Origin of the sequence: Pseudomonas sp. F3-2 (genome assembly GCF_038804275.1) — a bacterium.
GTDB lineage: Bacteria > Pseudomonadota > Gammaproteobacteria > Pseudomonadales > Pseudomonadaceae > Aquipseudomonas.
Genome location: NZ_CP152388.1, coordinates 2,406,168 through 2,431,294, shown reverse-complemented (window position 1 = coordinate 2,431,294; position 25,127 = coordinate 2,406,168). Strand labels below are relative to the sequence as shown.

19 protein-coding genes and 1 pseudogene are annotated in these 25,127 nt (G+C 57.2%); 9 read left to right on the top strand and 11 right to left on the bottom strand.

All coding sequences use genetic code 11. The annotated features are described in order from the left end of the window. Nucleotides 1-176: 176 nt before the first annotated feature. Nucleotides 177-440, top strand: coding sequence for a DUF2790 domain-containing protein (locus AAGQ88_RS11180; protein ID WP_285424737.1), 264 nt, complete (start codon nt 177-179; stop codon nt 438-440). A gap of 89 nt (nt 441-529) precedes the next feature. On the opposite strand, the gene AAGQ88_RS11175 is transcribed toward AAGQ88_RS11180, so the two are convergent. The 10 genes from AAGQ88_RS11175 to AAGQ88_RS11130 all read right to left on the bottom strand — a co-directional run bounded on the left by AAGQ88_RS11175 (nt 530) and on the right by AAGQ88_RS11130 (nt 16,536). After that, a complete protein-coding gene (locus AAGQ88_RS11175) occupies nt 530-2,659 on the bottom strand; it encodes an EAL domain-containing protein (RefSeq protein ID WP_342655785.1) in 2,130 nt (709 codons plus the stop codon). Nucleotides 2,660-2,774: 115 nt separating this feature from the next. Beyond that, nucleotides 2,775-3,704, bottom strand: coding sequence for an AEC family transporter (locus AAGQ88_RS11170; RefSeq protein WP_342655356.1), 930 nt, complete (start codon nt 3,702-3,704; stop codon nt 2,775-2,777). A gap of 203 nt (nt 3,705-3,907) precedes the next feature. Then, nucleotides 3,908-4,756: a fumarylacetoacetate hydrolase family protein gene (locus AAGQ88_RS11165; RefSeq protein WP_342655355.1), complete on the bottom strand. Its 849-nt coding sequence runs from the start codon at nt 4,754-4,756 to the stop codon at nt 3,908-3,910. Nucleotides 4,757-4,813: 57 nt separating this feature from the next. After that, nucleotides 4,814-5,677 (bottom strand): alpha/beta hydrolase, encoded by an 864-nt coding sequence (locus AAGQ88_RS11160; RefSeq protein WP_285424733.1) that lies wholly within the window; start codon nt 5,675-5,677, stop codon nt 4,814-4,816. Between the two features lie 329 nt (nt 5,678-6,006). After that, nucleotides 6,007-7,338: a cytochrome c gene (locus tag AAGQ88_RS11155; protein ID WP_342655354.1), complete on the bottom strand. Its 1,332-nt coding sequence runs from the start codon at nt 7,336-7,338 to the stop codon at nt 6,007-6,009. Between the two features lie 10 nt (nt 7,339-7,348). After that, nucleotides 7,349-9,121 (bottom strand): GMC family oxidoreductase, encoded by a 1,773-nt coding sequence (locus AAGQ88_RS11150; RefSeq protein WP_342655353.1) that lies wholly within the window; start codon nt 9,119-9,121, stop codon nt 7,349-7,351. 5 nt (nt 9,122-9,126) lie between these two features. Next, nucleotides 9,127-9,843, bottom strand: coding sequence for a gluconate 2-dehydrogenase subunit 3 family protein (locus AAGQ88_RS11145; protein ID WP_342655352.1), 717 nt, complete (start codon nt 9,841-9,843; stop codon nt 9,127-9,129). A gap of 619 nt (nt 9,844-10,462) precedes the next feature. Further along, the gene (locus AAGQ88_RS11140) at nt 10,463-12,661 is read right to left on the bottom strand and encodes an EAL domain-containing protein (protein WP_342655351.1); all 2,199 of its coding nucleotides are present in this window, start codon (nt 12,659-12,661) and stop codon (nt 10,463-10,465) included. A 12-nt stretch (nt 12,662-12,673) separates the two neighbouring features. Next, entirely contained in the window at nt 12,674-15,562 is a 2,889-nt protein-coding gene (locus AAGQ88_RS11135) for a chemotaxis protein CheB (RefSeq protein WP_342655350.1), read from the bottom strand. A gap of 197 nt (nt 15,563-15,759) precedes the next feature. Continuing rightward, nucleotides 15,760-16,536: a helix-turn-helix transcriptional regulator gene (locus AAGQ88_RS11130; RefSeq protein ID WP_342655349.1), complete on the bottom strand. Its 777-nt coding sequence runs from the start codon at nt 16,534-16,536 to the stop codon at nt 15,760-15,762. A gap of 119 nt (nt 16,537-16,655) precedes the next feature. On the opposite strand from AAGQ88_RS11130, the gene AAGQ88_RS11125 reads away from it, so the two are divergent. The 7 genes and pseudogenes from AAGQ88_RS11125 (at nt 16,656) to AAGQ88_RS11095 (ending at nt 22,936) form a co-directional block, all read left to right on the top strand. Further along, on the top strand, nt 16,656-17,462 hold the full coding sequence (locus AAGQ88_RS11125) for a sulfite exporter TauE/SafE family protein (protein ID WP_342655348.1): 807 nt from the start codon (nt 16,656-16,658) through the stop codon (nt 17,460-17,462). A gap of 140 nt (nt 17,463-17,602) precedes the next feature. Beyond that, nucleotides 17,603-18,058 (top strand): annotated as a pseudogene (locus AAGQ88_RS11120) (GNAT family N-acetyltransferase). Between the two features lie 329 nt (nt 18,059-18,387). Beyond that, nucleotides 18,388-18,690: a His-Xaa-Ser system protein HxsD gene (gene hxsD / locus AAGQ88_RS11115; protein WP_342655347.1), complete on the top strand. Its 303-nt coding sequence runs from the start codon at nt 18,388-18,390 to the stop codon at nt 18,688-18,690. 2 nt (nt 18,691-18,692) lie between these two features. Next, complete coding sequence (gene hxsB / locus AAGQ88_RS11110; RefSeq protein ID WP_342655346.1) at nt 18,693-20,183, top strand: His-Xaa-Ser system radical SAM maturase HxsB; 1,491 nt, start codon at nt 18,693-18,695, stop codon at nt 20,181-20,183. Between the two features lie 2 nt (nt 20,184-20,185). Beyond that, complete coding sequence (hxsC, locus tag AAGQ88_RS11105) at nt 20,186-21,424, top strand: His-Xaa-Ser system radical SAM maturase HxsC (protein ID WP_342655345.1); 1,239 nt, start codon at nt 20,186-20,188, stop codon at nt 21,422-21,424. After that, the gene (hxsA, locus tag AAGQ88_RS11100) at nt 21,411-22,028 is read left to right on the top strand and encodes a His-Xaa-Ser repeat protein HxsA (protein WP_342655344.1); all 618 of its coding nucleotides are present in this window, start codon (nt 21,411-21,413) and stop codon (nt 22,026-22,028) included. Before hxsC ends, hxsA begins: the two co-directional genes overlap by 14 nt. A 107-nt stretch (nt 22,029-22,135) precedes the next feature. Continuing rightward, nucleotides 22,136-22,936, top strand: a complete 801-nt coding sequence (locus AAGQ88_RS11095) for a hypothetical protein (RefSeq protein ID WP_342655343.1) — start codon at nt 22,136-22,138, stop codon at nt 22,934-22,936. A gap of 360 nt (nt 22,937-23,296) precedes the next feature. Here AAGQ88_RS11095 and AAGQ88_RS11090 read toward each other — a convergent pair whose 3' ends face one another. Next, the gene (locus tag AAGQ88_RS11090) at nt 23,297-24,109 is read right to left on the bottom strand and encodes a DUF1206 domain-containing protein (protein WP_342655342.1); all 813 of its coding nucleotides are present in this window, start codon (nt 24,107-24,109) and stop codon (nt 23,297-23,299) included. A 116-nt stretch (nt 24,110-24,225) separates the two neighbouring features. Here AAGQ88_RS11090 and cynR point away from each other — a divergent pair, with 116 nt between their 5' ends. Next, entirely contained in the window at nt 24,226-25,110 is an 885-nt protein-coding gene (gene cynR, locus AAGQ88_RS11085) for a transcriptional regulator CynR (RefSeq protein WP_342655341.1), read from the top strand. Nucleotides 25,111-25,127 lie beyond the last annotated feature (17 nt).

Sequence of the window (25,127 nt, the reverse complement as noted above, 5' to 3'; positions counted from 1 at the left end):
CCGTTCCCCCCTGCGTCCAGTCGAACATACGGGTAAGCGGTCAGCCATCACTGCGGCTGATCGTCAGAATTGACACGCTGGATTTCTGCAAACTTTCAACGGCGCTTAACATAAGTCCCAAGAGCAACAGACACGCTGCTCTAACTACTTATCTACTTAAGCACTGGAGAAACATCATGAAATATCTGACGTTCGCTGCACTGATGGCCGTGAGTGTATTTGCTTCAGCCAACAGTAAGAACAATGAACCTAATCCGGCGATTGAACATCTCCAACCGGGGACTCACCTGGATATTTCCAAAGTCATCGACATGACAAGCGACGCTGCGACTTCTGACCACTGCGGCCCGGTAGAGGCGCATATGATTTACCTCGACAGCAAGGGCGTCAAACATAACCTCGCTTATACGCTGGAAGGTTACGGCTGCCAGAACGGCTGATCGTGACGGACCCGAGCAAGCCGGTATGAGTGCCCTTGTCCCAAGGGCACCCGATGTCCGGGCTGATGCTCATTCTTCATCACGTTTTCTCAAGCGCCATCCACCCACTGTATTTGATAGCCATCGTCGAAAAAAGCTTCCAGCTCACAGAGCGGTATGGGCCGGCTGTACAAGTAGCCTTGGGCCTGATCACATGATTCGGACTTCAGGAAACGCAACTGCTCCACCGTTTCGACACCTTCCGCGATGACCTGCAGTTGCAGACTGTGCGCCAATTCGATAATGGCTCGCACAATAGCCGCATCCTTTTGATTCGTCGTCACGTCTCGAATGAACGCAATGTCGATTTTTATTTTATCGATCGGGAACCGTTGCAAATAAGCCAGGCTTGAATAGCCCGTGCCAAAATCGTCAATTGAAATTTTTATCCCCAATGCCCTTAAACGTTGCAAACACTCGATAATCGGCAGTGTATTTTCCATTAACGAACTTTCGGTCAGTTCGATCTCCAACCATCGGGCGTCCACTCCGTACAGCTGAAGTGTGTGACCTATCACATCGACGAGATCACCCTCGCTGATTTGCTTTCCGGAAACATTGACTGCAACCTGGTACGGCTGATGACCAGAGCGTGTCCAGAGTGAAATCTGCTTGCAAACGGTGACGATTACCCATCGCCCCACTTGTTCGATCAGGCCGAGGCTCTCAAGGAGCGGAACGAAAACGGCGGGTGATGTCTGCGTATTATCTTCTCGACGCCATCGAAGCAATGCTTCCACACCGCAGACGCTTCCATTTGAAAGGGTCACCTTGGGCTGATAGAAGAGTTCGAACTCCTTGTTCTGTACTGCTTTTCGCAACGCCACTTCCATTTCCAGCCGTTCACGAATATTGCTGTTCATCTGTGCGGTATAAAACCGGTACGTATCCTGACCGGCCCCTTTTGCGCGATTCAGCGCCACGTTCGAGTGGCTGACCAGGGAGGCTGCTTCGTATCCATCGTCCGGGTAAAACGCGATGCCTATGCTGGCCGTCACTGAGATCGTGCAATCGTTGATATGGAAAGATTTGCGCAGCGACTCTCGGATCTTTTCCACGATCACCTGCGCTTGGGGCACGCCGTCCCTGATGATATGAATCAGGGCAAACTCATCACCGTCCATTCGGCCCAGGGTGTCACTGATGTCAAGGCAACCGGCCAGCCGGCGACCCACCCCCACGAGCAACTGATCGCCGACAAAGTGTCCCCAACCTTCGTTCACAATCCTGAAGTTATCGATGTCGACGGTGACTACAGCCAGCCGCCACCCGTTGAGAGAGGCCTGGGAAAGGCCCATCTGCAACGTGGTGTAGAACAGTTTGCGGTTGGGTAACCCGGTTGAAAAATCATAGCTGAGCATGTCCAGTGAGCCGTGACTCAATGACTGGCCGTGGACACGTTCTCGAAGTCTGCCAACGATGATCCAGTCCTCCCCGCAACGATAAGCCTGGCGGTGAACTTGTACGGTGATGTAGCTGCCGTCTTTGCGTCGGATCCTGTTCGCACTGGGAGCCGTATTACCGGGTGCAGCGATAACAGCGTCGTAAATCTGCTCGAGCTGATGTATCGAGAGCTCTCCGAGCTCGGCCGGCCCGATAGAGCGCAGTTCGGCGCAGGTGTAGCCCAATAATCTGGCTGCGGTCGCGTTGATCTCGATGAACGCCATGCGTGTACGACTTGTCAGGAAAATAGCCTCGCTCGACGAGTCCATCGCAGAGCGAAAACGTTCTACGTCGATGGTGCGCTGTAGCAGTTCGGCTTCCAGCATGAGGCTGTGCTTTCTCAAATAATCCGACAGTTCTTTCAGCCTGATGAGGTTGCGCATCTTCAACCGCAGCTCGGGACTGTCTATCGGTTTCGACAGCCAGTCTTCCGCCCCCGCCTCCAGACAGGCGATTCGGGCTTCACAATCTTCAATGGTCGACACGATGATGATGGGGATGCGGGCGCTGGACTCACAACTCTTGAGTTGAAGTGCAATCTCCCGAGCGCTCAGTCCCTGCATGGCGTGAGACAGCAGAATCAGATCCGGCGGCGTGCGCCTGACGGTGTTGAGCGTCTGCTCGCCACTGCATGCCAACACCGTCTTGTAGCCTTGACGTTGCAGCAGCGCTGTCATCTTGTGGCACGCTCCAGCTGCCTGATCAACGATCAGAATGGTTGCCGTTCTTTCGGACATCATGATTGCTCACTCAGGTGGCGACGACAGCGTGATCTCGAAGCAGATGAATCGTGTTCAAACGTCAACCCTGGTCAGTTCGCGCGCAAGCAGGCGCTATCGGCCTTGCGACGAATCATTTGAACAGGGAGATCAGAATCGCGATGGTGGCTACGGATAGCAGTGTCGATGTGAGGATGCTGCCGGCAGTCGTGCCCGCGTCGCGCTTGTACAGATTAGCCAGCATGTAAGGCCCCGTACCGGTCGGAAGCGCCGATACCACCACCGCAATGGCGGTCAGCTCGTGGGGCAAACCAAAGACAAAGGCAGCGATGATCCATGTGACCAATGGTTGAAAAACCAGCTTGAATGCAACCAGCGCGCTGACCCGTGGCCAGTTGAAACTGCCGTGACAATCGCCGATGAATGCCCCAAGAGATACCAGTGCACAGGGACTGGCGGCGCTCGCAAGAAGGCCGAGAAACCTGTTTGGCCCGGCCGGGAGAGCTGGGGCGAATGCGGCATATAGCACGCCCAGAACAGGCGCCAGCAACATGGGGTTTTTCGCCAGCGAGATGGCAACTTTTCCCATGATCGCTTTCATGTTGCCCTTGGGCTGTATGCCTATTTCGACGAGCAGTACGGCGATCCCGAACAGCACACTCACCGTCAGAATCGCGGTGATGGTGACCAGCGGCAGGCTCTGCGGGCCGAATGCTGCCAGGCACAATGGGAACCCGATGAAACCAACGTTGGCATAGCCTCCGTTCAGGCCGTCCAGACTGGCATCTGCCAGCGGCGCCCCCTGCCTCAGCCTCACGTAAACCGTCACGCCGTAGGTGACCGCACACCCCAGGCCGAATGCCATGGCAAACCCCGGCTGGTTCAAATCATGCCAGCTTGCATTGGCCATGATTTGAAAGAGCAGTGCTGGCATGCCCAGGTAAACGACAAACTGGTTTAATTCGCGCGCGCCTTCGGGGCCCAGGTAGCCGTATCGTCTTGCAGCCCATCCGGCAGCCACCAGTGCAAATATCGGCAATACAACTGAAAACAGCACATTCATGATAGTTGTCCGGTGAATCATTGAAAGTTTTGACAATCTTGTCCGGCAACGAGCCAGCCCGACCCACCGCCGTGTAAGTCTGAATCAGAAAAGAGTGAAGTATCCGCGCGGCTTCGGACCTGCTGAAAAACAGCAAGTCCTGATGCCGTCAAGAATGGATGAGATGTGTGTCTATACGGATCTGAAACTGCGTTTGACTTCGTTCAGTCTTTCCATGCCCGTATTTCCTGCTGTTGTATACCGAGCTTGTCGATGCCCGCCCTGACACTATCGCCCGGCTTTAAAAACACGGGAGGCTTCTGACCCAGCCCAACACCGGCAGGCGTCCCCGTTATAATCAGATCGCCCGCTTCCAACTGATAAAAGTTGGAAACATAGCTGACGATTTGCGGCACATTGAATACAAGGTTGCGTGTACTTCCGTCCTGATAACGATGCCCGTTGACTTCCAGCCAGATGGAAAGATTACCCACATCGCCCACTTCGTCAGGCGTCACCAGCCACGGGCCGACGGGTGCAAAGCCCGGGAAGCTCTTGCCTTTGGTCCACTGCCCTCCCCGGTCCATTTGATAAGAACGCTCTGAGAGGTCGTTTACCACGCAATACCCGGCCACGTGATCGAGCGCATCGTCTTGCGAGATGTATAACCCAGGTTTACCCATGACAATCCCGAGTTCAACTTCCCAGTCTCCTTTCTCCGAGCCCTTCGGCAGCCGGACCGGATCATTGGGGCCGGTGGCATGACAGCCTTTCATGAAGATGGTGGGCTCTGAAGGTAATGGCAGGTTCACTTCGGCGGCATGGTCTGTGTAGTTCAGGCCTATGCAAATGATCTTGCCAATGAAACCTACCGGGGAACCCAGACGAACATTGTCGCCCTTCACAATGGGGAGGGAATGGGTGTCGAGGGCGGCCAGACGAGCAAGCTGGGCGGCCGACAGGGTCAGTGGGCCAATATCGTCGACATGCTCTGAAAGGTCTCGTAAACAGCCATCGTCATCCAGGATGGCAGGGCGTTCCTCGCCCTGCACGCCGTATCTAACAAGCTTCATAAATGTCTCCACTGCGGTTGCAGATGTGTGATGTACAGGCTCGTCAAAAGGGCAGGATCAACCGCGCCAGTTCTGGAGAAACTTCAACAGGAGATCGTTGACCACCTCTGGCTGTTCTTCCTGCGGCAAATGCCCGCACTGGTCGATCGCGTGGGTTTCAAGATCGCTGGCCATCTCGGACCAGACCTGGGCCATGTCAAACAGCTTGCCGACCGCATAGAAATCGGCCCCCCACAGCGACATGGTCGGGCACGCAATCTTGACGTGACCGTCTTCCAGGTCCTGAGCCACGTCCTGAGCGTTGGCCCGGTAATCCGCCATCGCGCCTCTCACCGCGCCGGGTGCCTGATAGGCACGCACATAGGTGTCGAACGACTCCCCGGAAATGGCCATCGGGTCGTAACACCAGTCGGAGAAAAAATGCCGCAGCCAGATGTGTTCGCGGCCGGCAATCAATGCTTCCGGCAAATCCGGAACCAGGTGAAACAGGAAGAACCAGTAAGCCTTGGCGATCTTTGCGTTGATATCACGCGCCACGATCCGCGTTGGAACGTTGTCCATCACCACCAGGCGGTCGACCAGTTCAGGATGGTCTTTGGTGAAACGCGTGGCGACCCGGGCGCCCCGGTCATGACCGACAAGCGCGATTTTAGGTATGTCCAACTTACGCATCAGCTCACGAATATCCATGGCCATGTTGCGCTTGTCATAACCGGTGGCCGGCTTATCGGTTTCGCCATAACCGCGAAGATCGGGAACGATGACGCGGTACTTTTCCGCCAGCACTGGAATCTGAAAGCGCCATGCATAACCTGTTTCCGGAAACCCATGGAGCAAAATGACGGGAGGCCCCTCACCCGCCTCGACGACGTGCTGGCGAATCCCGTTTGCCTCAATGGTGTAACTCTTGGTGGCTTTCATATTATCGTTTCTCAAGTTGCGTTACGTTGAATCTCCGAGCCCAGCGTCCAGACGCGTATCATCGGAGTGAAAGAGCTGATGCTCAGCGGACATTCACACATCAATAAAAAGTATTTAACGGTTCTGATACCCATTGCCCATCATTCCTTATTCGAAATGATGTTTGCCTGCTTGCCAGACAATGGTAAGTCGCGATCAAGTGTTGAACACGTGCGCTGGGGACCATCGTATTCGGGCATCAAGTTTCTCAACACTACAAACTGTCGATCCCGATCATCACGCAACGTGATGCCTGATCTTTCCAACAACATGGAGATCGGGTTGCAACACTATTTGCTGAATCGCTTCTGAACCGCACCATCATGCACCGACATATTCGGCGCTTGCATATCTTCCGGGGCGACCGTTTTTCGAACACTGGCAACCTCCTCGGCAGTCACCACTCTGCCGGTGTTCCCCCAGGACTGGCGCACGAATGTCACCACAGCGGCGACTTCATCATCGGCCAACCTCCAGCCAAATCCCGGCATGGTGTATTCGGTCACTGCACTTTTGGTCGCCGGAACGGTATACCCGGTGAGGACGATTTTAATGACGGAATCGGCCGCGGGATCGTTCAGAACCGTGTTGCCCGCCAAAGACGGGAATGTTTGCGCATACCCCGCGCCGTTACTTCGATGACACGCCATGCAGCTGTCCGCGTAAACCCTCGCGCCCAACGAATCAGGTAGCAGATCATGGAGTTTTCGAGTCACCCCGCCGTCATCGTTTCCAGCCACCGTGGCTTCCCCCGCTCTCGGCGGCAACGTTTTCAGGTAACGGGCGATCGCGGTAAGGTCGGCGTCCGTCAGGTGCTGAAGACTGTGGTCGACGACTTCGCTCATGCCGCCGAACACAGCGGTGTGTTCGTTTCTGCCGCTTTTCAGAAACTGAACGATGTCTTGCTCCGACCACCGACCCAGACCAGTGACCGGGCTGCCCCGCAGATCCTTGGCAATCCACCCTTCGATGGGCGCGCCGCCAGACAGAAACTCGTCGCCCTCGGCGTTCGTCAGCGCCTTTTCCTGCAGGGAAATCGCCCGAGGCGTATGGCATGTACCACAGTGGCCGAGCCCCTCTACCAGATAAGCCCCACGCTGCAGCACCGGATCATCGGTAGTCACTGGACTGGGACCCGTCTTGTCCGGGGCGAACAACCACCGCCAGGAAGCCAGCGGGAAGCGCATCGACAGCGGCCAGGGTATGTCCACGTCCCTGTTGGGCTGGTTCACCGCTTTGACGCCGGTCATGAAGTACGCATAAAGCGCGTGCATATCGTCATCGGTGATCCGCGCGTACGACGGAAAAGGCATCGCGGGGTACAGCGTCGCCCCGTCTTTGCGAATACCTCTTCGGACCGCTTTTTCGAACGCTTCAAAGGAGTAGGAACCAATGCCGGTTGTTGCATCGGGTGTGATGTTGGTGGAATAGATCATCCCGATAGGCGTTGCCAGCGGTAATCCACCCGCGAACGGCTGCCCGCCTTTGACGGTATGACAGGCGATGCAGTCCCCCGCGCGCGCGATGTATTCCCCACGCGCTGCGGGAGATGCCTGATCAGTTGCGCCCCACGCGGAGAGCGTCGCACCGACACAAAGCGCTGCGAAAAGCGTTTTCGTCATGTCGGGCTCCTTAAGCCTGAACCATAGGGCCGGGACTTTTCAGGTACTGCTTCTTGATGTGATCGACGGACCAGTAAGCCAGCGCTGCCACCAGACCCGTCGGGTTGTACCCCAGGTTCTGGGGAAACGCGCACGCCCCCATCACGAACAGATTGTGGACGTCCCAGCTTTGCAGATAACGATTCACGACGCTGCTCGCAGGGTTGTCCCCCATGATTGCACCGCCTGTGGTGTGAGTGCTCTGGTAAGCCCGGGTATCGAAATGGGTGCCTGATTTACGAAGGTTGACCTGGATGTCGCCACCGATGGCCTTGCCTATCTGCGTAGCACCGTCGATGGCATGCCTGATCATCGCAAACTCGTTTTCGTGCCAGTCGAATGTCATCCTCAAGAGCGGCTGGCCATGAACATCCTTGTAGGTGGGATCAAGGCTCAGATACGTGTCCCTGTAGGACATCACAGTGCCCTGAGCGTAGATAGGCAACGTTCGCTGGTAGTCTTCCTGCACGCTTTCCTTCCAGCCCTTCCCCCAGTTCGGACCGTCCTTGAGCACCTTGCTCTGCCCAATGGGGCGGCCGCCCGTTCGCAGGTGATAGACGCTGGCGCCGCCAATGAACCCGAGCGGGCCGTGATCGAAATTATCGCCATTGAAATCGTCGATCGCGGTTCCCGCAGCGCCGGCTCCGATATAGGGGTTCAACTGCGTGTTCCTGGGCAGCAGCACGTTGACGCTGCTGTTCATGTGATAAGCGTAATTTTTGCCGACCACCCCTTCACCCGATTCTGGATCGTAGGGTTTGCCGATACCCGAAAGCAGGAGAAGCCGGACGTTATGCATCTGAAACGCACACAGCAGAACAATTTTCGCTGGCTGAAAAATTTCGCGCCCTTGAGGATCAACATAGGTAACGCCGGTAGCCACCTTCCCGGTCGAGTCGGTATTGACTTTCAACACATGTGATTTGGGCTTCAGGGTGAAATTTTTCTTGAGCTTCAATGCGGGCAGAATGGAAGTCTGGGGGGAAGCCTTTGAATACATGTAGCAACCGTAACCCTCACAAAAACCGCAGAAATTACAGGGGCCCAGTCTCACGCCATACTGATTCGTATAGGGGCCGGAAGCATTGGCCGCAGGCACCGGGAAAGACAGATAACCCAGCTCATTCGCGGCTTTTCCGAACACTTGTGCGCCGTAAATGGATTGAAGAGGCGGCAAAGGATACTCGGCACTGCGGGGAGCCTCCCAGCGATTGCCCCCCGCGAGAATCTGATGGTTGATGTTCCCTGCTTTGCCGGAAACGGCGGCAACATCCTCCCACTGGGCAAAATAGGGCTCCAGTTCTTCATACGTGACGGGGTAGTCCTGAATCGTCATTTCTCTGGAAATAAACGCTTTGCCATACCGTTCCTGATAGTGGCTTCGCAGCCGAAGGTCTGCCGTAAACGCCCGCCAGGACATGCCGTTCCAGTGAAAACCCGCTCCGCCGACGCCGTTCCCCAGCAGAAAAGCCCCGTGCTGACGGTACGGCACGGCGACGTCCTTGCTGGAATGACGGATGGTGACCGTTTCTTTGGAGAGGTCCTGAAGCAACTTGCCGCGAGTGCTGTAGGCAAGCTCGTCGATCACGTTCGGATAGCTCGCCGTGGTGGACGTGTCCTGCATCTCGCCGCGCTCCAGGGCAAGGATTTCCAGACCTGAATCAGCCAGCTCCATCGCCGCAATCGCGCCGGTCCATCCGAAACCGACGATGACGATATCGACCGGAGAATGTTCAGTGGCCATTGGGTTCAGCTCCTCTTACCGTCGATAGACACAGAGCCCAACGGATACTTCTCGTTCGGGTGATCGATCCAATCCGCAAAATCTGCGCGAGCACCTGGAAACCCGATCATTTTCCATCCGGACAGCTTTTTGTTACCGCCGTAGACAGGGTCAGCGAAATACCCTTCTTTGCAGTTCTTCAGCAGTTGACCGAAGAACAGCGAACTCTTCATGTCGTCCATGGCGACAGCATCCGTCTCCAGTTGGCGAAGCACTGCGATTTGCATCTCAGGCGCCAGTTCATTGAACGCCTTGCCATGCGCTTTCTGGCACCAGGCGTTACTGGCCTGGATGCCGAAACGGTAGATATCTCTGGGCGTCAGTTTTTGCTGGTACCCGAGCTCCGCAGGCAAGTCAGTCAGAAACGGCCCCTGCATGTACCAAAGCGCGCCATGGGCGTATGGAGTTTCCATCTGGCGATCGATGAATTCGGGAATTCCGCACGCGACCGCCCCTGGGCCGATGTCATCCTCGGGGATGAGTTGCGCCGAAGCAGCATTGATGAACGCCCACTCCGATTCAGTAAAAAAACGAGGAAGGTATCGCTGGCTGGAGGCTGAGGATTCAACCAGTTCCTGCGGCGGCGCAGTGGGCGCCGAGAACACGGACTGAGGCGCGATAGTCACAACGGGCACTAGCGTCAAACCGGCTTTTATAAAGTTCCGCCTCGAATTGTCTGACATTTCAGCTATCCGTAATTCGTGAATAAACAGAGGGCGTCATGGGCGAATGACGCTCATTCGCCATAAATGACTGATTAATCATCGCGCGATTAAATAAACAGTAGTTGCGGCCACAATAGTGAACGCTAAATGCTGCATCTAGCACGGATGTGCTAAAGCACAAGCGTACAAATTATGTTAATCCATGAAGTAACCACTTACTTAAAGTTGAAGTCGAGTCTTATTCTGGGCATGCGCATGGATACCCGTTAAAGCGCAAGAGGGAGAGTTGGAAGATAAAAAAAGCCCGGCAAGGGTGCCAGGCTGTCACGAGAACATTCTCGTCAATGAGGAATGAAACATAAGAGGAGACTGCAAGTCAGACACGCTGAACGACATGCCGTATTGGGCATCCCTGGCGCGCCAGTGCAACATCCGGCAAGTACCAGTCGTTGCACCGAACATAAGACTCTCGCCATTCAAGATCTTGGTATAGCACTCATGCGCGATACTTTGCACGATTGTGCTGCAACAGACGTTTGATGAATAAATCAGTGCGTCAATCAGAACAACCGCCGTTCCGGCAGCCAGCATTGCAGTTCGAAAGATTGAAGCTGACGCGCGGGCAATCGATGATCATTTAAAAGCAAGGTCTGGGGTCCATTGACCAGCGGTCTATCCAGTCGTGAATGGCTGACGGCGGCATTGGCTGAGCAATGCCGTAGCCCTGAGCCACCTCGCATCCAAGCTGTAAGAGCTGAGCCGCCTGCGCAGGGCTGTTGACACCTTCCGCGATGACCTCACGTCCGAATGCCGACGCCAGCCCCAGGATCGCCTGCAGGATCGACACGTCAGAAGGGGCGTCGAGCATCCCGTGAATGAACGTCTGATCAATCTTCAACTGGGCCACTGGCAGGCGCTTGAGGTAGCTCAGCGACGAATACCCGGTGCCAAAGTCGTCCAGCGCGAAATGCACGCCGAGCGAGGCGCATTTGCTCAACGTGAGCGACACGCCTTCGATATCTTCCAGCGCGCTCGTTTCGAGGATTTCGATGATCAGCATCCGCGGCTCGACATCCGGGTGTGTGGCCAGCCGATCCATCAGGTCGGCGACGAAGTCCGGCCGCTGGAGCTGCCGGGCGCCGACATTGATGCTGACCGGCAGCAGCAATCCTTCACGTTGCCAGTCCGCAATCTGGATCAGGGCATTTTCCAGCACCCACTCGCCTACCACTTCCGACAGCGGATTGCTCTCGATCAGCGGCAGGAAATCGTCCGGCATCAGCAGCCCCCTTTCCGGGTGTTGCCAGCGCAGCAACGCTTCTGCGCCGACGACTTCGCCGGTGCGCAGGTTGACCTTGGGTTGGTAATAAAGCCGCAGCTCGTTCTCGCGAATGGCCCTGTCGATCCGGTCCAGCCGGGCATTGTGCCCACGCATGTCCTGATCGTTCTTGGCGTCGAACACATGGAAGCGATCTTTACCCGCCAGTTTGGCTTGATACATGGCCTGATCGGCCTGGCGTAGCAGTTGGTCGGCACTTATGTCGCCTTCCTGCGGGTAGTAGCTGACGCCCACGCTCGCCGACAGCGTCACCTTCAACGTACCGATGCCCACCGTGTCGCTTGCTGCGGCCAGTAATTGCTCCAACACCAGCGCGCTGTCGCAGACCTGATCGAGATCGACAATCAGCGCAACGAACTCATCGCCACCCAGACGCGCCAAGGTGCAACCCTCAGGCAAGGTTTGCTTCATGCGTCGCGATACGTTGGCAAGCACCCTGTCGCCCACCTCATGACCATGTTCGTCGTTGATGGCCTTGAAGCCATCAAGGTCCAGATAAGCGATGGCCAGTTGCGTGCCGTTACTTGACGCAAGGGCCATGGCCTCATGCATGCGCGACGCCAGCAGTACGCGATTGGGCAAATGGGTCAGCGGATCGTAATGGGCGATGTATTCCAGCTGGCGCTGGTGTTCGTGGGACTCGGTGACATCGGTGAACAGCGCGACGTAATGCTGAGGCTGGCCCTGAGCGTCCAGAATGGCCGTGATCGTCTGCCGCGCAGCGAACAACTCGCCGTTGCGCCGCCGGTTCCACAGATCGCCTTGCCAGTAATGCTTGCGCTTCAGGCTGTCCCACAGATTCACATACTGGGCTGCCGGCGTGAAACCCGAGGCGAGCAGGCGCGGGTCTTTTCCCACGACATCGGCCCGCGAGTAACCGGTAATGGTACTGAACGCGTGATTGACCTCCACGATCGTCCCGATCGCATCGGTGATCATGATCCCTTCGCGTGCATGGGTGAAAACGCTGGCCGCCAGTTTCAGGCGGCTTTCGACCAGCCGACCTGACGTCAGATCGGTCAAGGTCAGCCGTATCGCCGGTACCTCGCCAGGTTGTCGAATACAGTTGAGCCGTGCCTGCCAGTGGCTGCCATCGGCACGCTGCAGAGACACGTCACACTCCTGCGCCACGCCGTCCCTGAACAGCCTGGCAAACACTTGCTGCCACTGGTCGCGATCCGCCTCCAGGATTCGTCCGGCGAAACGACGCTGCAGTAACCGGTTTCTGGGCCAGCCCAGCATCGTTTCGCCGGTATGGTTCACGGCCTGAATCACGCCGTGGGCATCCAGCGTGAGATAACCCACCGGCGCGTGCTCGTATAAGTCCAGATAACGATCCCGCGAAGCCTCCAATGCCGCCTGAGCGCTACGCAGTTCCTCGTTCTGCGTCTCGAGTTCGACTTGATGAAGCCGCAACGCGCCTAGAAGATCACTGTCTTCAGGGCCACCGACTCCCAGAGGCATCTGAGCAAAGGGCGCGGCAGTCGTCGGCTTCATGACGGTCAGGGCCTAGAGAATGGAAGGTTGAGGCTGCATGGCCAACAGAATCAGATGCGGTCGCGCACCCTCGCCGGTGACACGCCGGGCGTTGAGCACGATGGTCTGAGGCCCTGTGCCCGTGAGGTGATGGGTGACCTCGAAGCCATCGAAGCTGGTGTCATCCTCAAGAATGGTCCCCAGCTTCATGCGCAGCGCTGCGATGTCCCATTGACCGTTGTTCAGCTCGTAGAGCCGGCGGCCGGTGGTCTGGCTCTCGTTGGTGGCGAACGTGCGGTAATAGGAACGGCTGGCGGACACGACGCACAGGTCCTGATCCAACAGCAACAGCGGCTCTATCACCGTGTCGACGATGGCCTCGGCCAGTTCGCGCGCAGCCTGAACGGCGCGTTCGTTGGCAATTCGCGAGTTGATGTCGTGGAACGTCATGACCACGCCGCTTATGACGTTGTCCAGCGTGCGGTACGGCGCCAGACGTGCGAGGAACCAGTCCCCGGAGACCGTGCACAGTTCGACTTCCTGAGGTATCAACATATCAAGCACTTCCTGTGCGGGAACGAGCAGATCCACTGACTGGATGTGCGAGGAAATATCGGCCAGAGGCCGTCCGATGTCCTTGGGAATCAACCGGTAGAGTTTGACGGCGTCCCGGGTGAAGCGTCGGATGATCAGTTGAGTGTCAAGAAATATAGTTCCGATATTTATGCTGTCGAGCAGATTTTTCATGTCGTTCTGCATGTCGCCCAACTGCTCGATCTTGGCCTGCAGCTCCGCATTGACCGTCACCAGCTCCTCGTTGACCGACTGCAGCTCTTCCCTGGAGGTTTCCAGCTCCTCGTTCGAGGATTGCAGCTCCTCGTTGGTCGATTGCATTTCTTCATTCGCCGCACCCAGTTCCTCGTTGGTGTGCTGCAGCTCGTCAATCGTGGCTTGCAGGTTTTCGCGGGTGTAGGCCAGGTCACGTTCCAGCAGGTGCAGACGGTCTGGAGGCGGTTGCGCCACGACGGATTGTGTGTCCCCGTCGGTTTCGACGAATGCCGGGTCGGCCGTCTCCTGAAAGGTGATCAACAGCAATTGTTCGCCCTGCGAAGCCCCCGCCATGCGCCGCACACTCAAGTTGACGCGGCGGGCAATGCCATCGCCGGTCACCGTGACCAAGTGTCCGGACGTCGACTCTGCGCTTTGCGTCGCACGCCGCACGGCACTGCGCAGCTCCAGCTGAAGGCCTTCGCGGGCCATGTCGACCACATTGAGGCTCGCCTGCCCGGGGGCGGGACGCAGGTAACTCCCGGTATCGCCATGCACGTAGAGCACGTTGCCAGCGAGATCCGTTACGACCGACGCGGGCCCGAAATCCTGAAGCAATGCGCGGCGAGTCAGTTCAGCGAGGTTGGTTTCTTTGGTCAAGGTCAAGGTACGGTCCGGCGGTCGGCTGATTTTTTGAGGAAGCCAGGACAGACTGCTGCCCATTTGCATCAATCTGTTGTTGTGGGCCTTGTTGACCCGGTAGAACTTCCACTTGCGGTGCAACGTATTGAACAACGTGGCGTAACTGCCAACGCTCTCCGATGGAGAAAGAAACAGCACGCCCTGAGGCTTCAGCGAATAATGGAACGTCGGGATCAGGCGGTTTTGCAGCGCGGCCCCCAGGTAAATCATCAAGTTGCGACAGCAAAGCAGATCGAGCCGCGTGAATGGCGGATCCTTGATCACATTCTGCACCGCGAACACGATCATCTCGCGGATTTCTTTCCTGACCCGGTAGCCGCCTTCGACCGCCGTAAAGTAGCGGCTCAGGCGGTCGGCGCTCATGTCTTGGGCAATCGTCGGGGGGTAAAGCCCGGCGCGCGCGACTTTGATTGCTTCCGCGTCCAGGTCGGTCGCGAACAGCTGCACTTTGCGCAGGGATTGACGGGATTGCAGCAACTCATGCAACACGATGGCCACGGAGTACGCTTCCTCGCCGCTGGCGCAGCCCGCGATCCAGACGCGAAACTCGTCGTCGGTCGCCTCGCCATCGAGCATAGGCCCAAGGATCTCGTCGCGCATGACGTCGAACGCCTCCGGGTCCCGGAAGAACTGGGTCACGTTGATCAGCAATTCATTGAACAGCAGCTGGCACTCGACCGCAGAACGCTGCAGAAGGCTCGAATATTCTGCTTCACTGGCGATCTGCAGGACCTGCATGCGCCGCTCTATCCGTCTGGCGATCGTGGTTTTCTTATACTGGGTAAAATCGTGGCCGGTGACCGTGCGCAGGTGCACCAGTATCTGCTGCAACGACTCGCCCACTGCAGTATTGGCCACGGGATCGACCTTACGTCCCAGAAGCAGTTCAGGCATCTGCTCCAGCGTCAGTACATGACTGGCGTTACCGGCCTCGATGGCGCTGCTCGGCATGCCGCTGTAAGTCGCCTCTTCCGGCCATTGCACCAGCGTCCTGCCTCCGGCGTCGAGAATAGCCCTGCAGCCCCGAGTGCCGTCGTTCCCGGTACCGGATAGCACAATGCCCACGGCGTTCGCGCCCAGCTGGCTTGCCATTGAAGCGAAACAGATGTCGATAGGAAGGTGCAGACCGCCTGACGTCCGGGCAGCCTGCAAGACCAGCGTGTTTCCCTCGATGCAGAGGTCGCGATTGGGTGGCAGGACATAGACCGTATTCGCTTCCAGGGCGACGCCGTGCTGGGCGTCGACCACTTTCATCGACGTCCCGCGGCCCAGAATTTCGCTCAACAGACTCGGCATGGCCGGAGCCAGGTGCTGGATCACCAGAAAGCTGAAGCCGGTGTCGGCCGGCATCAGTCTCAGAAAACGCTGCAACACCTCAAGGCCGCCTGCCGACGCCCCCAACCCGACGACCAGGCGGTTCTCAGGCACGGTAGAAGTTTGAATGGATGGCACTGGAGAGCCTGCGCAGGTGTTTGGCGTTCTATCTTAGCGATTATCCGGGTCTAAAGCGTCCCGGAGTGACCGACAGACAGGCACATCCCATCCGGCGCACTGGCCGGATGTCGTGAGTGCTGCGTTTTGCCGCCTAGTGAGGCGGTCGGCAATCATCGGCCCGCAGATGTCCCTCGGCGCGAAGCTGCGCGGCGGCATCACCTTGCGTCCTGGGCCGATAGATAGAAGGAAGGCGGCCGGCCGGTCACCCGCCGAAACATCGTGGCAAACGCTGCGGGGCTGTCATACCCCATTTCCATGGCGATGATTGTCACACTGTGGCCCTCGGCCAGCCGTGCAAGGGCCAGGATCGCGCAGGCGCGTTGTCGCCATTGCCCGAAGCTCAAGCCGGTTTGCTCCCTGAAGAGCCGATTGAATGTCCGTACACTGATGAACAGTGCATCAGCCCACGCCTGCGGCGAGGTGTTGATGTCCGGTGTCAGCAGGAAGGCTTTGCACATGCCCAGCAACCGCTCGTGCGACGGCATCGGAATCTGTAGAGCCAGCTGATTCGCGCGCTCTATTTCATGCAGCAACAGCTTGATCAGGGCGCCGTCCCTGCCCTCCTCGTCGTACTCCAGCGGCATGTCCACCGCCTCCTGAAGCAGAGTGCGCATCAACACACTGACGTCGATCACCCGGCAACGTTCATCGGCGATCACTGACTCCGCGTGTTCGATGTACAGACTGTGGGTCGTCACACCCAGAAACAGCACTTCATGGGGCACTTCCCGAGGGATCCATACCGCACGCTGCGGCGGCACGACCCAGGTTCCAAGGCTCGTCGTCACCTGCATCACACCCTTCGATCCATACAGCAACTGCGAGCGTCGGTGGGTGTGCATCGGCAGACAATGGCCGTACTCATACTCGGTGCAGATCGCAACGACGGAACGAGGGGTGCCGTCGAGAAGTGAGATAGAAGCGTTGCGCATCGTCGAGATCCAGAAGCTTGGCCGTAACGAAAACACGGTAGGCGCGTTCGCGAAAGTCCGTTTTGTATCGCGGCAATAAGATGCCCGCTCGATTCACATTGAGCAATGGATGATACGGGATGAGCCTTTTGTTGTTGGCAGTGCTGGGTTGCATGACCGGGGTCACCACGGTGCTGTTTGGATTCGGTGGCGGCTTCGTCGTGGTGCCGCTGGTCTACCACCTGGTGATGTCCAGCCATGCCCCCGGCGACGCCGGCTATGACAACGCCATGCAGATCGCGGTCGCCACATCGACCGCCGTCATGGTCGTCAGCGCATGGGTGGCCACGGTCAGACAGCGGCGCGCAGGCCGACTGGTCGGCGGCTATGTCTGGCCACTCGCCGGGTACATCGCGCTGGGCGCGGTGGCTGGGGCCATACTCGGCAGTGCGATGAGCAGTGACGCGGTCCGTGCAGGGTTTATCGCTTATCTCGCGCTGACCATCGCCGACTGCCTGTTCCGCAAGGGATTTCTGCACACGTCAGACCCTACCGCGCGGCGACTGCATGGCGTGCCCTTGAAAGGCATCGGCATTGGCGTCGTGGCCGCGTTGCTGGGTGTCGGTGGCAGTGTCATGACGGTGCCGATGCTACGCAGGTCCGGCCTGAGCATGGCCCAGGCGTCAGCGCTGGCAAACCCGCTGAGCCTGCCGGTGGCAATGGCAGGCGCGCTGATGTACGGCGTGATGGGGCAACTTCAGATGCCGGGCATGCACAGTGGTTTTTTCGGCTACATCTATCTTCCGGCGTTGGTACTGCTCAGCGCCGGCTCCCTGGCAGGCGTGCTCCTGGCATTACCGCTCGCGGGGAAGATCCCCGACAGACTGCATGCCCGCATCTACATCGCGTTACTGGCTGTTGTCGGGTTGAGCCTGGTGGTTAAGTGATCCCAGCGATTTGGGGCGACTGTCGCTTATTCAAGAAGGACTGTGCAATGGAAAGCATTCTGATAAAGACTTCTCGGCTGACACTTACCTACTGAACTTACAGTAATGTGGAAATCGTTATGATCGGCGAGGGATATTCAATGGATTGCTTGATCAGAAAGGCCAAAACCACGGATGCGTCAGCGATCAGCCTGGTGGTCGAGGCCGCGCTGCTTAAATCCAATGCCCAGGATTATCCGCCGAACGTCATTGACCAGGTCGTAAAAAGCTTCTCGCCCTCCGAAATCCTGAAATTTCTAAACCTGCGTGAAGTTTACGTCGCCTGCATCGACGCGCATATCGTCGCCACAAGGAGTCTTGCAGGAAATACTGTACGCAGTGTATTCGTCGATCCGGCCTATCAGTGACAAGGCATAGGGTGTCGTCTGATGGCGACCATCGAGTCAGTGGCCGTCAAGAGGGGCATTGAACGATTGCGTGTCCCCTCTTCTATCACTGCGCAAGGCTTCTACATTTCTCTAGGCTTCGTAAAGGTTCGGGACGCATTTCACGGCGCCGAGCGCACGATCATCATGGAAAAGATCCTGAGCCGGTAGCCTGGGACCGCGCTGGATACAGGCCAGGATTCGCCTTTTTACAGTCCAGCAATGCGTCCGCTTCGGTTCGAAAGCAGCCTCTCCGGGGATGCAGCGATCGGCGACGTGCGGATACTCTTAGGGCATAAGCTCGGACGGGAGTGCAGCTTCCGCCGCTCAGGGCAAAGTCGAGACTTGCTAATCACTCAACTACGTATGGAGGTATCAACCTCTGCAATCTCCCCCTCACACCTATCGTCGGCCATATTAAATTTTTTGTTACAGTTAGTGGCATTTTGCTTTTCCAAAGGTCATGCTTTGGAAACTCAACGCCACGAATGGATTCGGTCATGTACTTGAATGTCACGCTGACGCTGGACAGCAGCGTCTACTCGCTCAATGTCGTTCAACGCGTCGCCTATGCGCTGGCGTCGCGCCTCAACATCACCATTAGCCAGTCAGGCTCAAGCATTATCATGGTTGTTGCACCCACTGTGATTGTCGGTGCTGACACCCCACTATCGTCAGATACCGTCAGCGAGTTGATTCAAAGACATCTGAACGACTTTGCCCTCCGAGAACAGATCCAGCGCGAGACTTCCGGTTTGAGAGAGATTATTGCGAGCGCTGCACTCCGAGGTGCCGGGGTCTGATCATGCGCGCACACCTCATCGCCCGGGACACTGCTTATCAACTTCTGCCCTTTCGCTTCTTGCGATTGGACGACCACAGCGCGCAAGACATTTTGCTGACCGCTGAAACCGGTGAATACCTGTTCGTGTCTGAAGCCTCTTTGCAAGCTTTGGTAAGCAAACGGCTAGATAACCGATCGCCCCTGTACAAAGATTTACTCGCGCGGCATTTTATCTACGAGCCAGGAGGCCATGATCCAATCCCCGAGATCGCGGCCCAGTACAGAAGCCGTAAGAGCTTCATATTTGACGGTCCCGCCCTGCACATCTTCGTCGTCACACTTCGGTGCAACCACACCTGCCAGTACTGCCAGGTGTCTCGTGCCCCTCTCAGTGGTGGCGCTCACGACCTTTCCGAGCAAGACGCGGAACATGCCATCGCGCGGGTTTTCGAATCGCCGTCACCCGTCCTGACGATTGAGTTTCAAGGTGGGGAGCCCCTGCTCGCGTTTGAGCGGATCAAACAGGTTGTTGAGGCGGTTGAGCGGCGAAACGAGTCTGAGCAACGAAACATCCAATACGTCATCACAACCACGTTGCATCACCTCACCGATGACGTCCTGGACTTCGCAGCGCTACACCGCATTCAGTTCTCGACCTCGTTGGATGGGCCCGCATTTTTGCATAACGCAAATCGCCCCTCCCCTGGACGCGACTCGTACGAGCGGACCGTAGAAGGCATAAATAAGGTTCGTGCAAAGCTGGGACATGAAGCGGTATCAGCGCTGACTACGCTCACCGCCAAAAGTCTGTTACACCCTACTGAGATCATCGACGAGTACATTGCTCAAGGATTCAAAAGCGTCTCACTGCGTCCGCTCAGCCCTTACGGTTTTGCAAAAAAGTCTGCCAAGCGGCTCGATTATTCCATGGCTGACTTCATCGACTTCTATAAGAAGGCAATGGCACATCTGATCAACGTTAACGCCAGCGGCACATTTCTCTCCGAGGGGTACATGTCGCTTCTCCTCGCGAGCGTGCTGACACCCTTTTCATCTGGCTACGTCGATTTGAGATCTCCACTCGGCGCTGGCCTAGGGACGCTTGTATACAACTACGACGGCGATGTCTATCCGTCTGATGAATCACGCATGTTGTTGGAGATGGGCGAAGATGGTTTGCGATTAGGCAGCGTTCAACAGCCGCTGGACGAACTGCTCCGCTCGCCGGTTATAGCCTTGCTGCTATCCGCCGGCATCGCAGAGACCTTGCCCGGTTGCTCGGATTGCGCGTTGGTTCCGTACTGCGGTGCCGATCCTATCGAGCAATTCGCACGGCAAGGAGACCCCATCGGGCATCGCAGTTTCAGCACCTTCTGCGAGAAGAACACCTCACTGCTCACCTACCTCTTCAGCCAGTTGAAAGACGGCGACGACGTCACGCAAAAAGTGCTGATGTCATGGCTTTCCCGCCGCTCGCTGTACGATCTCCCCGCGTCTGGGTATAGGGGATAACGATGCTGCGTAGAGATACTCAATTCGATGTCCGCTACGTTGCAGCGCCCAAGCTGCTCAAGGTCATTACGCCCGAGGAGCTTATTGAAAAAGGCGCCAGAGTTTGTGCGGGTCAGGCAGATTTTGATGACCTGATTCTGTGGATGGGTACGGGCAACAATTATCACCACGAGCAGCTCATGACGTTGCCCGTAGGCGGTTTTTTGTTCCAAGAGCTTGCTCCGCAATATTCAGCATGCGGCGCAACCATTCTGGCCTCCCCAAGAGATCCTGAAGTCGTCCAGCCTGGCGATGTGATCGCCGTCAGCCCGGATACGAATGTGGTTCGAGTGGTTTACCGTCGAGGTGCGAACAGCAATCTGTTGTTCATGACCGACCGCTGCAACAGCCTTTGCCTGATGTGCTCTCAACCTCCTAAAGAGGTCGATGACCGTTGGCACATCGATGAGAACCTGAGCTTGCTGGACCTTATAGATCCAGGCTCCGAACAGCTTGGAATCAGTGGCGGCGAACCGACCTTGTACCGAGATGGCCTGCTGGCGATTATCAGACACGCTGCGGCTACGGTGCCCGAAAAGGCGCTGCACATTCTGAGTAATGGCCGCCTCTTGAGCGATGCGAGCTGGATTGCCGATCTGAAAAGACTCAACCACCCCAACATCACTTGGGGCATTCCGCTGTACGCAGACAACGCGAAAGACCACGACGAAGTCGTTAATGCGCCGGGTGCCTTTGCGGAGACTATGGCGGGCCTCTACAACCTTCAGCGCGCGGGGCAGCGGATCGAAATCAGAATGGTCCTGAGTAAGCTGACAGTGGCGCGCTTGCCAGAGTGGGCCCACTACGTGTTCAGGAATCTGCCCTTTACCCACCACGTGGCACTGATGGGCATCGAAAATACGGGACTCGCCAAGAAAAACTACGCGGCGCTCTGGATCGACCCAGCGGACTACCAGATTCAGCTGGCATCGGCGGCACATTTTCTAGACATTCGTGGATTGACTGTATCGGTCTACAATCTTCCGCTCTGCGTCCTGGAACCTACGCTTGGCCGGTTCTACCGCCAGAGCATCTCTGACTGGAAAAACCTATTCATAGACACCTGCCAGTCCTGCTCGGCAAAGCAAGCGTGCGCAGGCTTTTTCAAATCCCACTCGACACGTTGGCAGAGCAGGAATATTCATCCGCTTTCACCAAAAGAATTAGAGACACTGCAAGGAGCACCGTATGAAGTTGCTTGATCGTTGGAAAGTTTTGATCGGCCAGTCGCTAGCCCTGGCGCCGATGCTCGTCAGCCCACTGGCTGAATCCGGCCAATCGCAGCTCGCAGCGAATGACTGGCTCCCCCAGCCCAATAGCGCCCCGCCCGTTTTCAAAAACACTCTGAACGCCAGTGATGCGGTAAACGTGTACGCGGCGCATCGCTCGCACAGTTCACATAGTTCGCACAGCTCCCACTACAGCAGTTCAGGTGGCTACAGCGCGCCGCGATACTCTGCACCTACCACGTCGTATTACAGCGCTCCTGCCCCGACTACCAACGTGTATCGCTCTAGCACACCGAGCACTACCACGATTACTGCGCCGCGCGCGTCAACAACACGAGGCGCGGTGCCGGTCAGCGCTCCGGTTGCAGCAACTCCTGCGGCGACGGACGTCTCCATGCTGGTTCGCCGGGTGCAACTGGCATTGATGATTAAAAAATACTACTCGGGCGCCATTGATGGAGTTTTGGGGAACGGCACACGCGGCTCGCTCATGGCTTTCCAAGCCGACTCGGGAATCGCCAACAGCGGCCGCATGGACACGCCCACGCTCAATGCATTGGGGATTGCAATCCCGTAGCACTCAGCACTGAGCACTCCGGTGTTAGTAAATGGGAAGAGGTCGGTATTCAACTGCCGACCATATTCTGTTTTCCGCGAGGCAAAATTTAACGACAAGAGTCCACGATGAAAATCACCAACGTCCGTTTCGCTCCATGGGTAGGTTGCCAGTATGTGGATGGTCTGGACGGCTTGCGTATCCTACTTGTTTGCGAGTCTCACTATGGGGCAAAAAAACACGAGCGCCCGACGGCGACACCTGAAATCGTGAAAGCCTTGGCCCTCGGTGAAATGCATCCTTTGGCCACTAAGCGCCTTCGACGACACCCTCACTTCACCAAGATCATGAGAGCGGTGACTAACACCAGGCGGCACGCCACTCGCGACGACAAAGCTGAATTTTGGAGTCGGGTGGCTTATTACAATTTCATCCAGGAATTCATAAGAGATAAGAGGATTACTCCACGTGAAAACTCTTGGAAAAGTGGAGAAGATGCCTTTTCTGATGTGTTGGACGTGTTGGTTCCTGATTTGATTGTGTGCCTGAGCCTGCGCAACGGTCGCCGGATTCGCTCGCTCGCTGGCAACACACCTGTTGCTGTCGTGAACCACCCCTCATCCCGCTTCACATACTCAAATGTCAACTCTGTAGTGGCCAGGGGAAAACAGAACGCCCTCTTGCACAAGACTGCTAAGCAATCGTTTTTCAGAAGCGATCTGTTTGATCGCTGGAGTAAGGCTACTGACTCTGCCCTTCCTGCTCCTGGCGCTCACCTTTCTCAAGAACACGCAGCATCCCTCTTGACACAGAGGCAGCGTGCGATGAAGGAGCTGGATGGGACCATAGCAGCTCTGTATCGGCTCACTCACAACGTGGTTGTTGTCGGCGAGCCAAGGGGCCCGTTCCCGGCGCAGATGCGAGGATGACATTTCTCACCCATTGCGCGGGGTAATACGTACGCGAATGCAGCGGCATCGAAATCTAAGCGAGACCCAACCTCTTGCAGAGTCCAGGATGTAGTGAAGTGCAATCCAAGGATGTTCGGAATCGTCTTCGGCAGCATCACATTCTGGAGTATGAGAAAGCTGATACTCGCAGTCGTCAAGCGCGTGGCTGCTCTCCAAACGACCATTGCACACCGCTCGGCGCGCAATGATCATCCACCGGGAGCGCTACGATTCAATCCTTCGCTCGATGTTCACGCCCTAATCGCCCTCCAAGGTCCCGATTAACCGAAAGTTACCCTCGGACTCGCGTGTTGGTACCCGGGAGAGTTCACAACCCCACTACCCCCTCGTCACCCCCGGAATTTCCATATTGATCTTCCGCCAGAAAGCCTCGGAAAAGCTGTAAACCGAGAAGGCGATCAGGCCCAGCGCCATCGTGATCAACAACAGCCAGCCGGCCGGGAGATTCTGCAGGGCGTCGAGGGCTTCCTTCATGCCGGGCGGGTTCACGGCCTGGTAGGCAGAACCGCTGACGGCGAGCAGCAGCGCGATCTCGATGAACACGACGCCACGGGCGATCAGCCCGAATCTGGACACCGGGCGGACGTAGCGCATGACCTCTTCATCGGCCTCGAAATACTTCTCGAACGACGCCTTCCACCCCTTGATGATGTGAGCGATGCCGACACCCAGCGGCACGAGTGCGATCAGGTACACCAACACGTTGGAGTATCGCCAGGACAGCAGATGAGCCAGCCAGTCTTTGGCTTGCCCTCCGGAATCCCCTGAGCTTCCGATACCGCTCACCAACAGGCCCAATGCGAAAAACGCCAGAGCGCCGTTGACCAGACCTCCCGCCAGCAGCCCCGCGCGTATGACCACCCCTTTGAGATCCTTGCCGTGGTGGTCAACATCCCGCGTCGCCTGCAGGACGCGCCACGCAGCGAATGCGAGCAGGCCCGCCACCACGAGCCCCACCAGAAAGTAGCCGAACGGCTGACCCAGCAAGGCTTCCAGGCTTTTGTGGCTGTCCTTGGGTTTGGTCGAGTCCTGTGCGGCCAACAAGGCGAAGATGCCGATGATCAGGTAAAGCACGCCGCGGGCGGCATATCCTCCCCGTGCAAGGATGACCAGACTGTGATGCGCTGACATAGGCTGCATTCCGAAAGTGATGAATGAGCAGACCCTGTCAGTAGCAAGGGGTTCTATTCGTTGTCCGGCGCATATGCAATGCTGCGCGCGTCAACACAACCCGTGAGTATTCATCGATGCTTCTGCGCCATCTGCGTTATCTTCTGGCAGTTGTCGATCACGGCAACTTCACGCGCGCAGCGCAGGCGCTCTACGTTTCCCAACCGACACTGTCGCAACAGATCAGGCAACTGGAAGAGTCACTGGGCGCAGAGCTTCTTGAACGTGGCGGGCGGACGGTCCAGCCGACCGACGCCGGTGCGGTGTATGTCGAATACGCGCGGCGTGTACTTCGGGAGCTGGAGGCAGGAAAGCGCGCAATTCACGACGTCAAGGACCTCTCCAGAGGCCATCTGCGGGTGGCGATGACGCCCACGTTCATGGCCTATCTGGCGGGTCCTCTGGTGCGTGAATTTCTTGCCGATTATCCGCGTATCCATCTCGAGATTTTCGAGCTCTCCATGGCGAGTATCGAAGCGGGTCTGAGCGAAGACTCGCTCGACATTGCCATCGCATTCAGCGACGTGCGCAACCCGGATATCGAGTGGTCGCCCCTGTTCACCGAGCGTCTGGCCGTCATGGTCGGGCAAACACATGCGCTCTACCCCCGCGAGGAGGCGTTGACCCTCACCGAACTGGCATCGCTGCCGCTGGCGTTGCTGACCGATAATTTCATCACACGCACCTGCGTCGATGACTACTGTCGCGGCCACGGCTTCGATCCAAACGTCGTCCTCGAAGCAAGTTCGGTGAATGCATTGCTGGAGATTGTCCGGCACGCTCCTCTCGCCACGGTATTGCCGGAGGCGATCGCCCGCGACGACCGTTCGCTTCGCAAGATCGACTTCGCCGACGTCCCGCCGCGCCGCACGGCGGCCCTGCTGAAGAGGCGAAACGCTTACCAGAGCACGGCCTCCACAGCGTTTGAAGCCCAGGTCCGCGAAACCCTTTGTGCTCACTGAACCGGGCCTGACGCGAC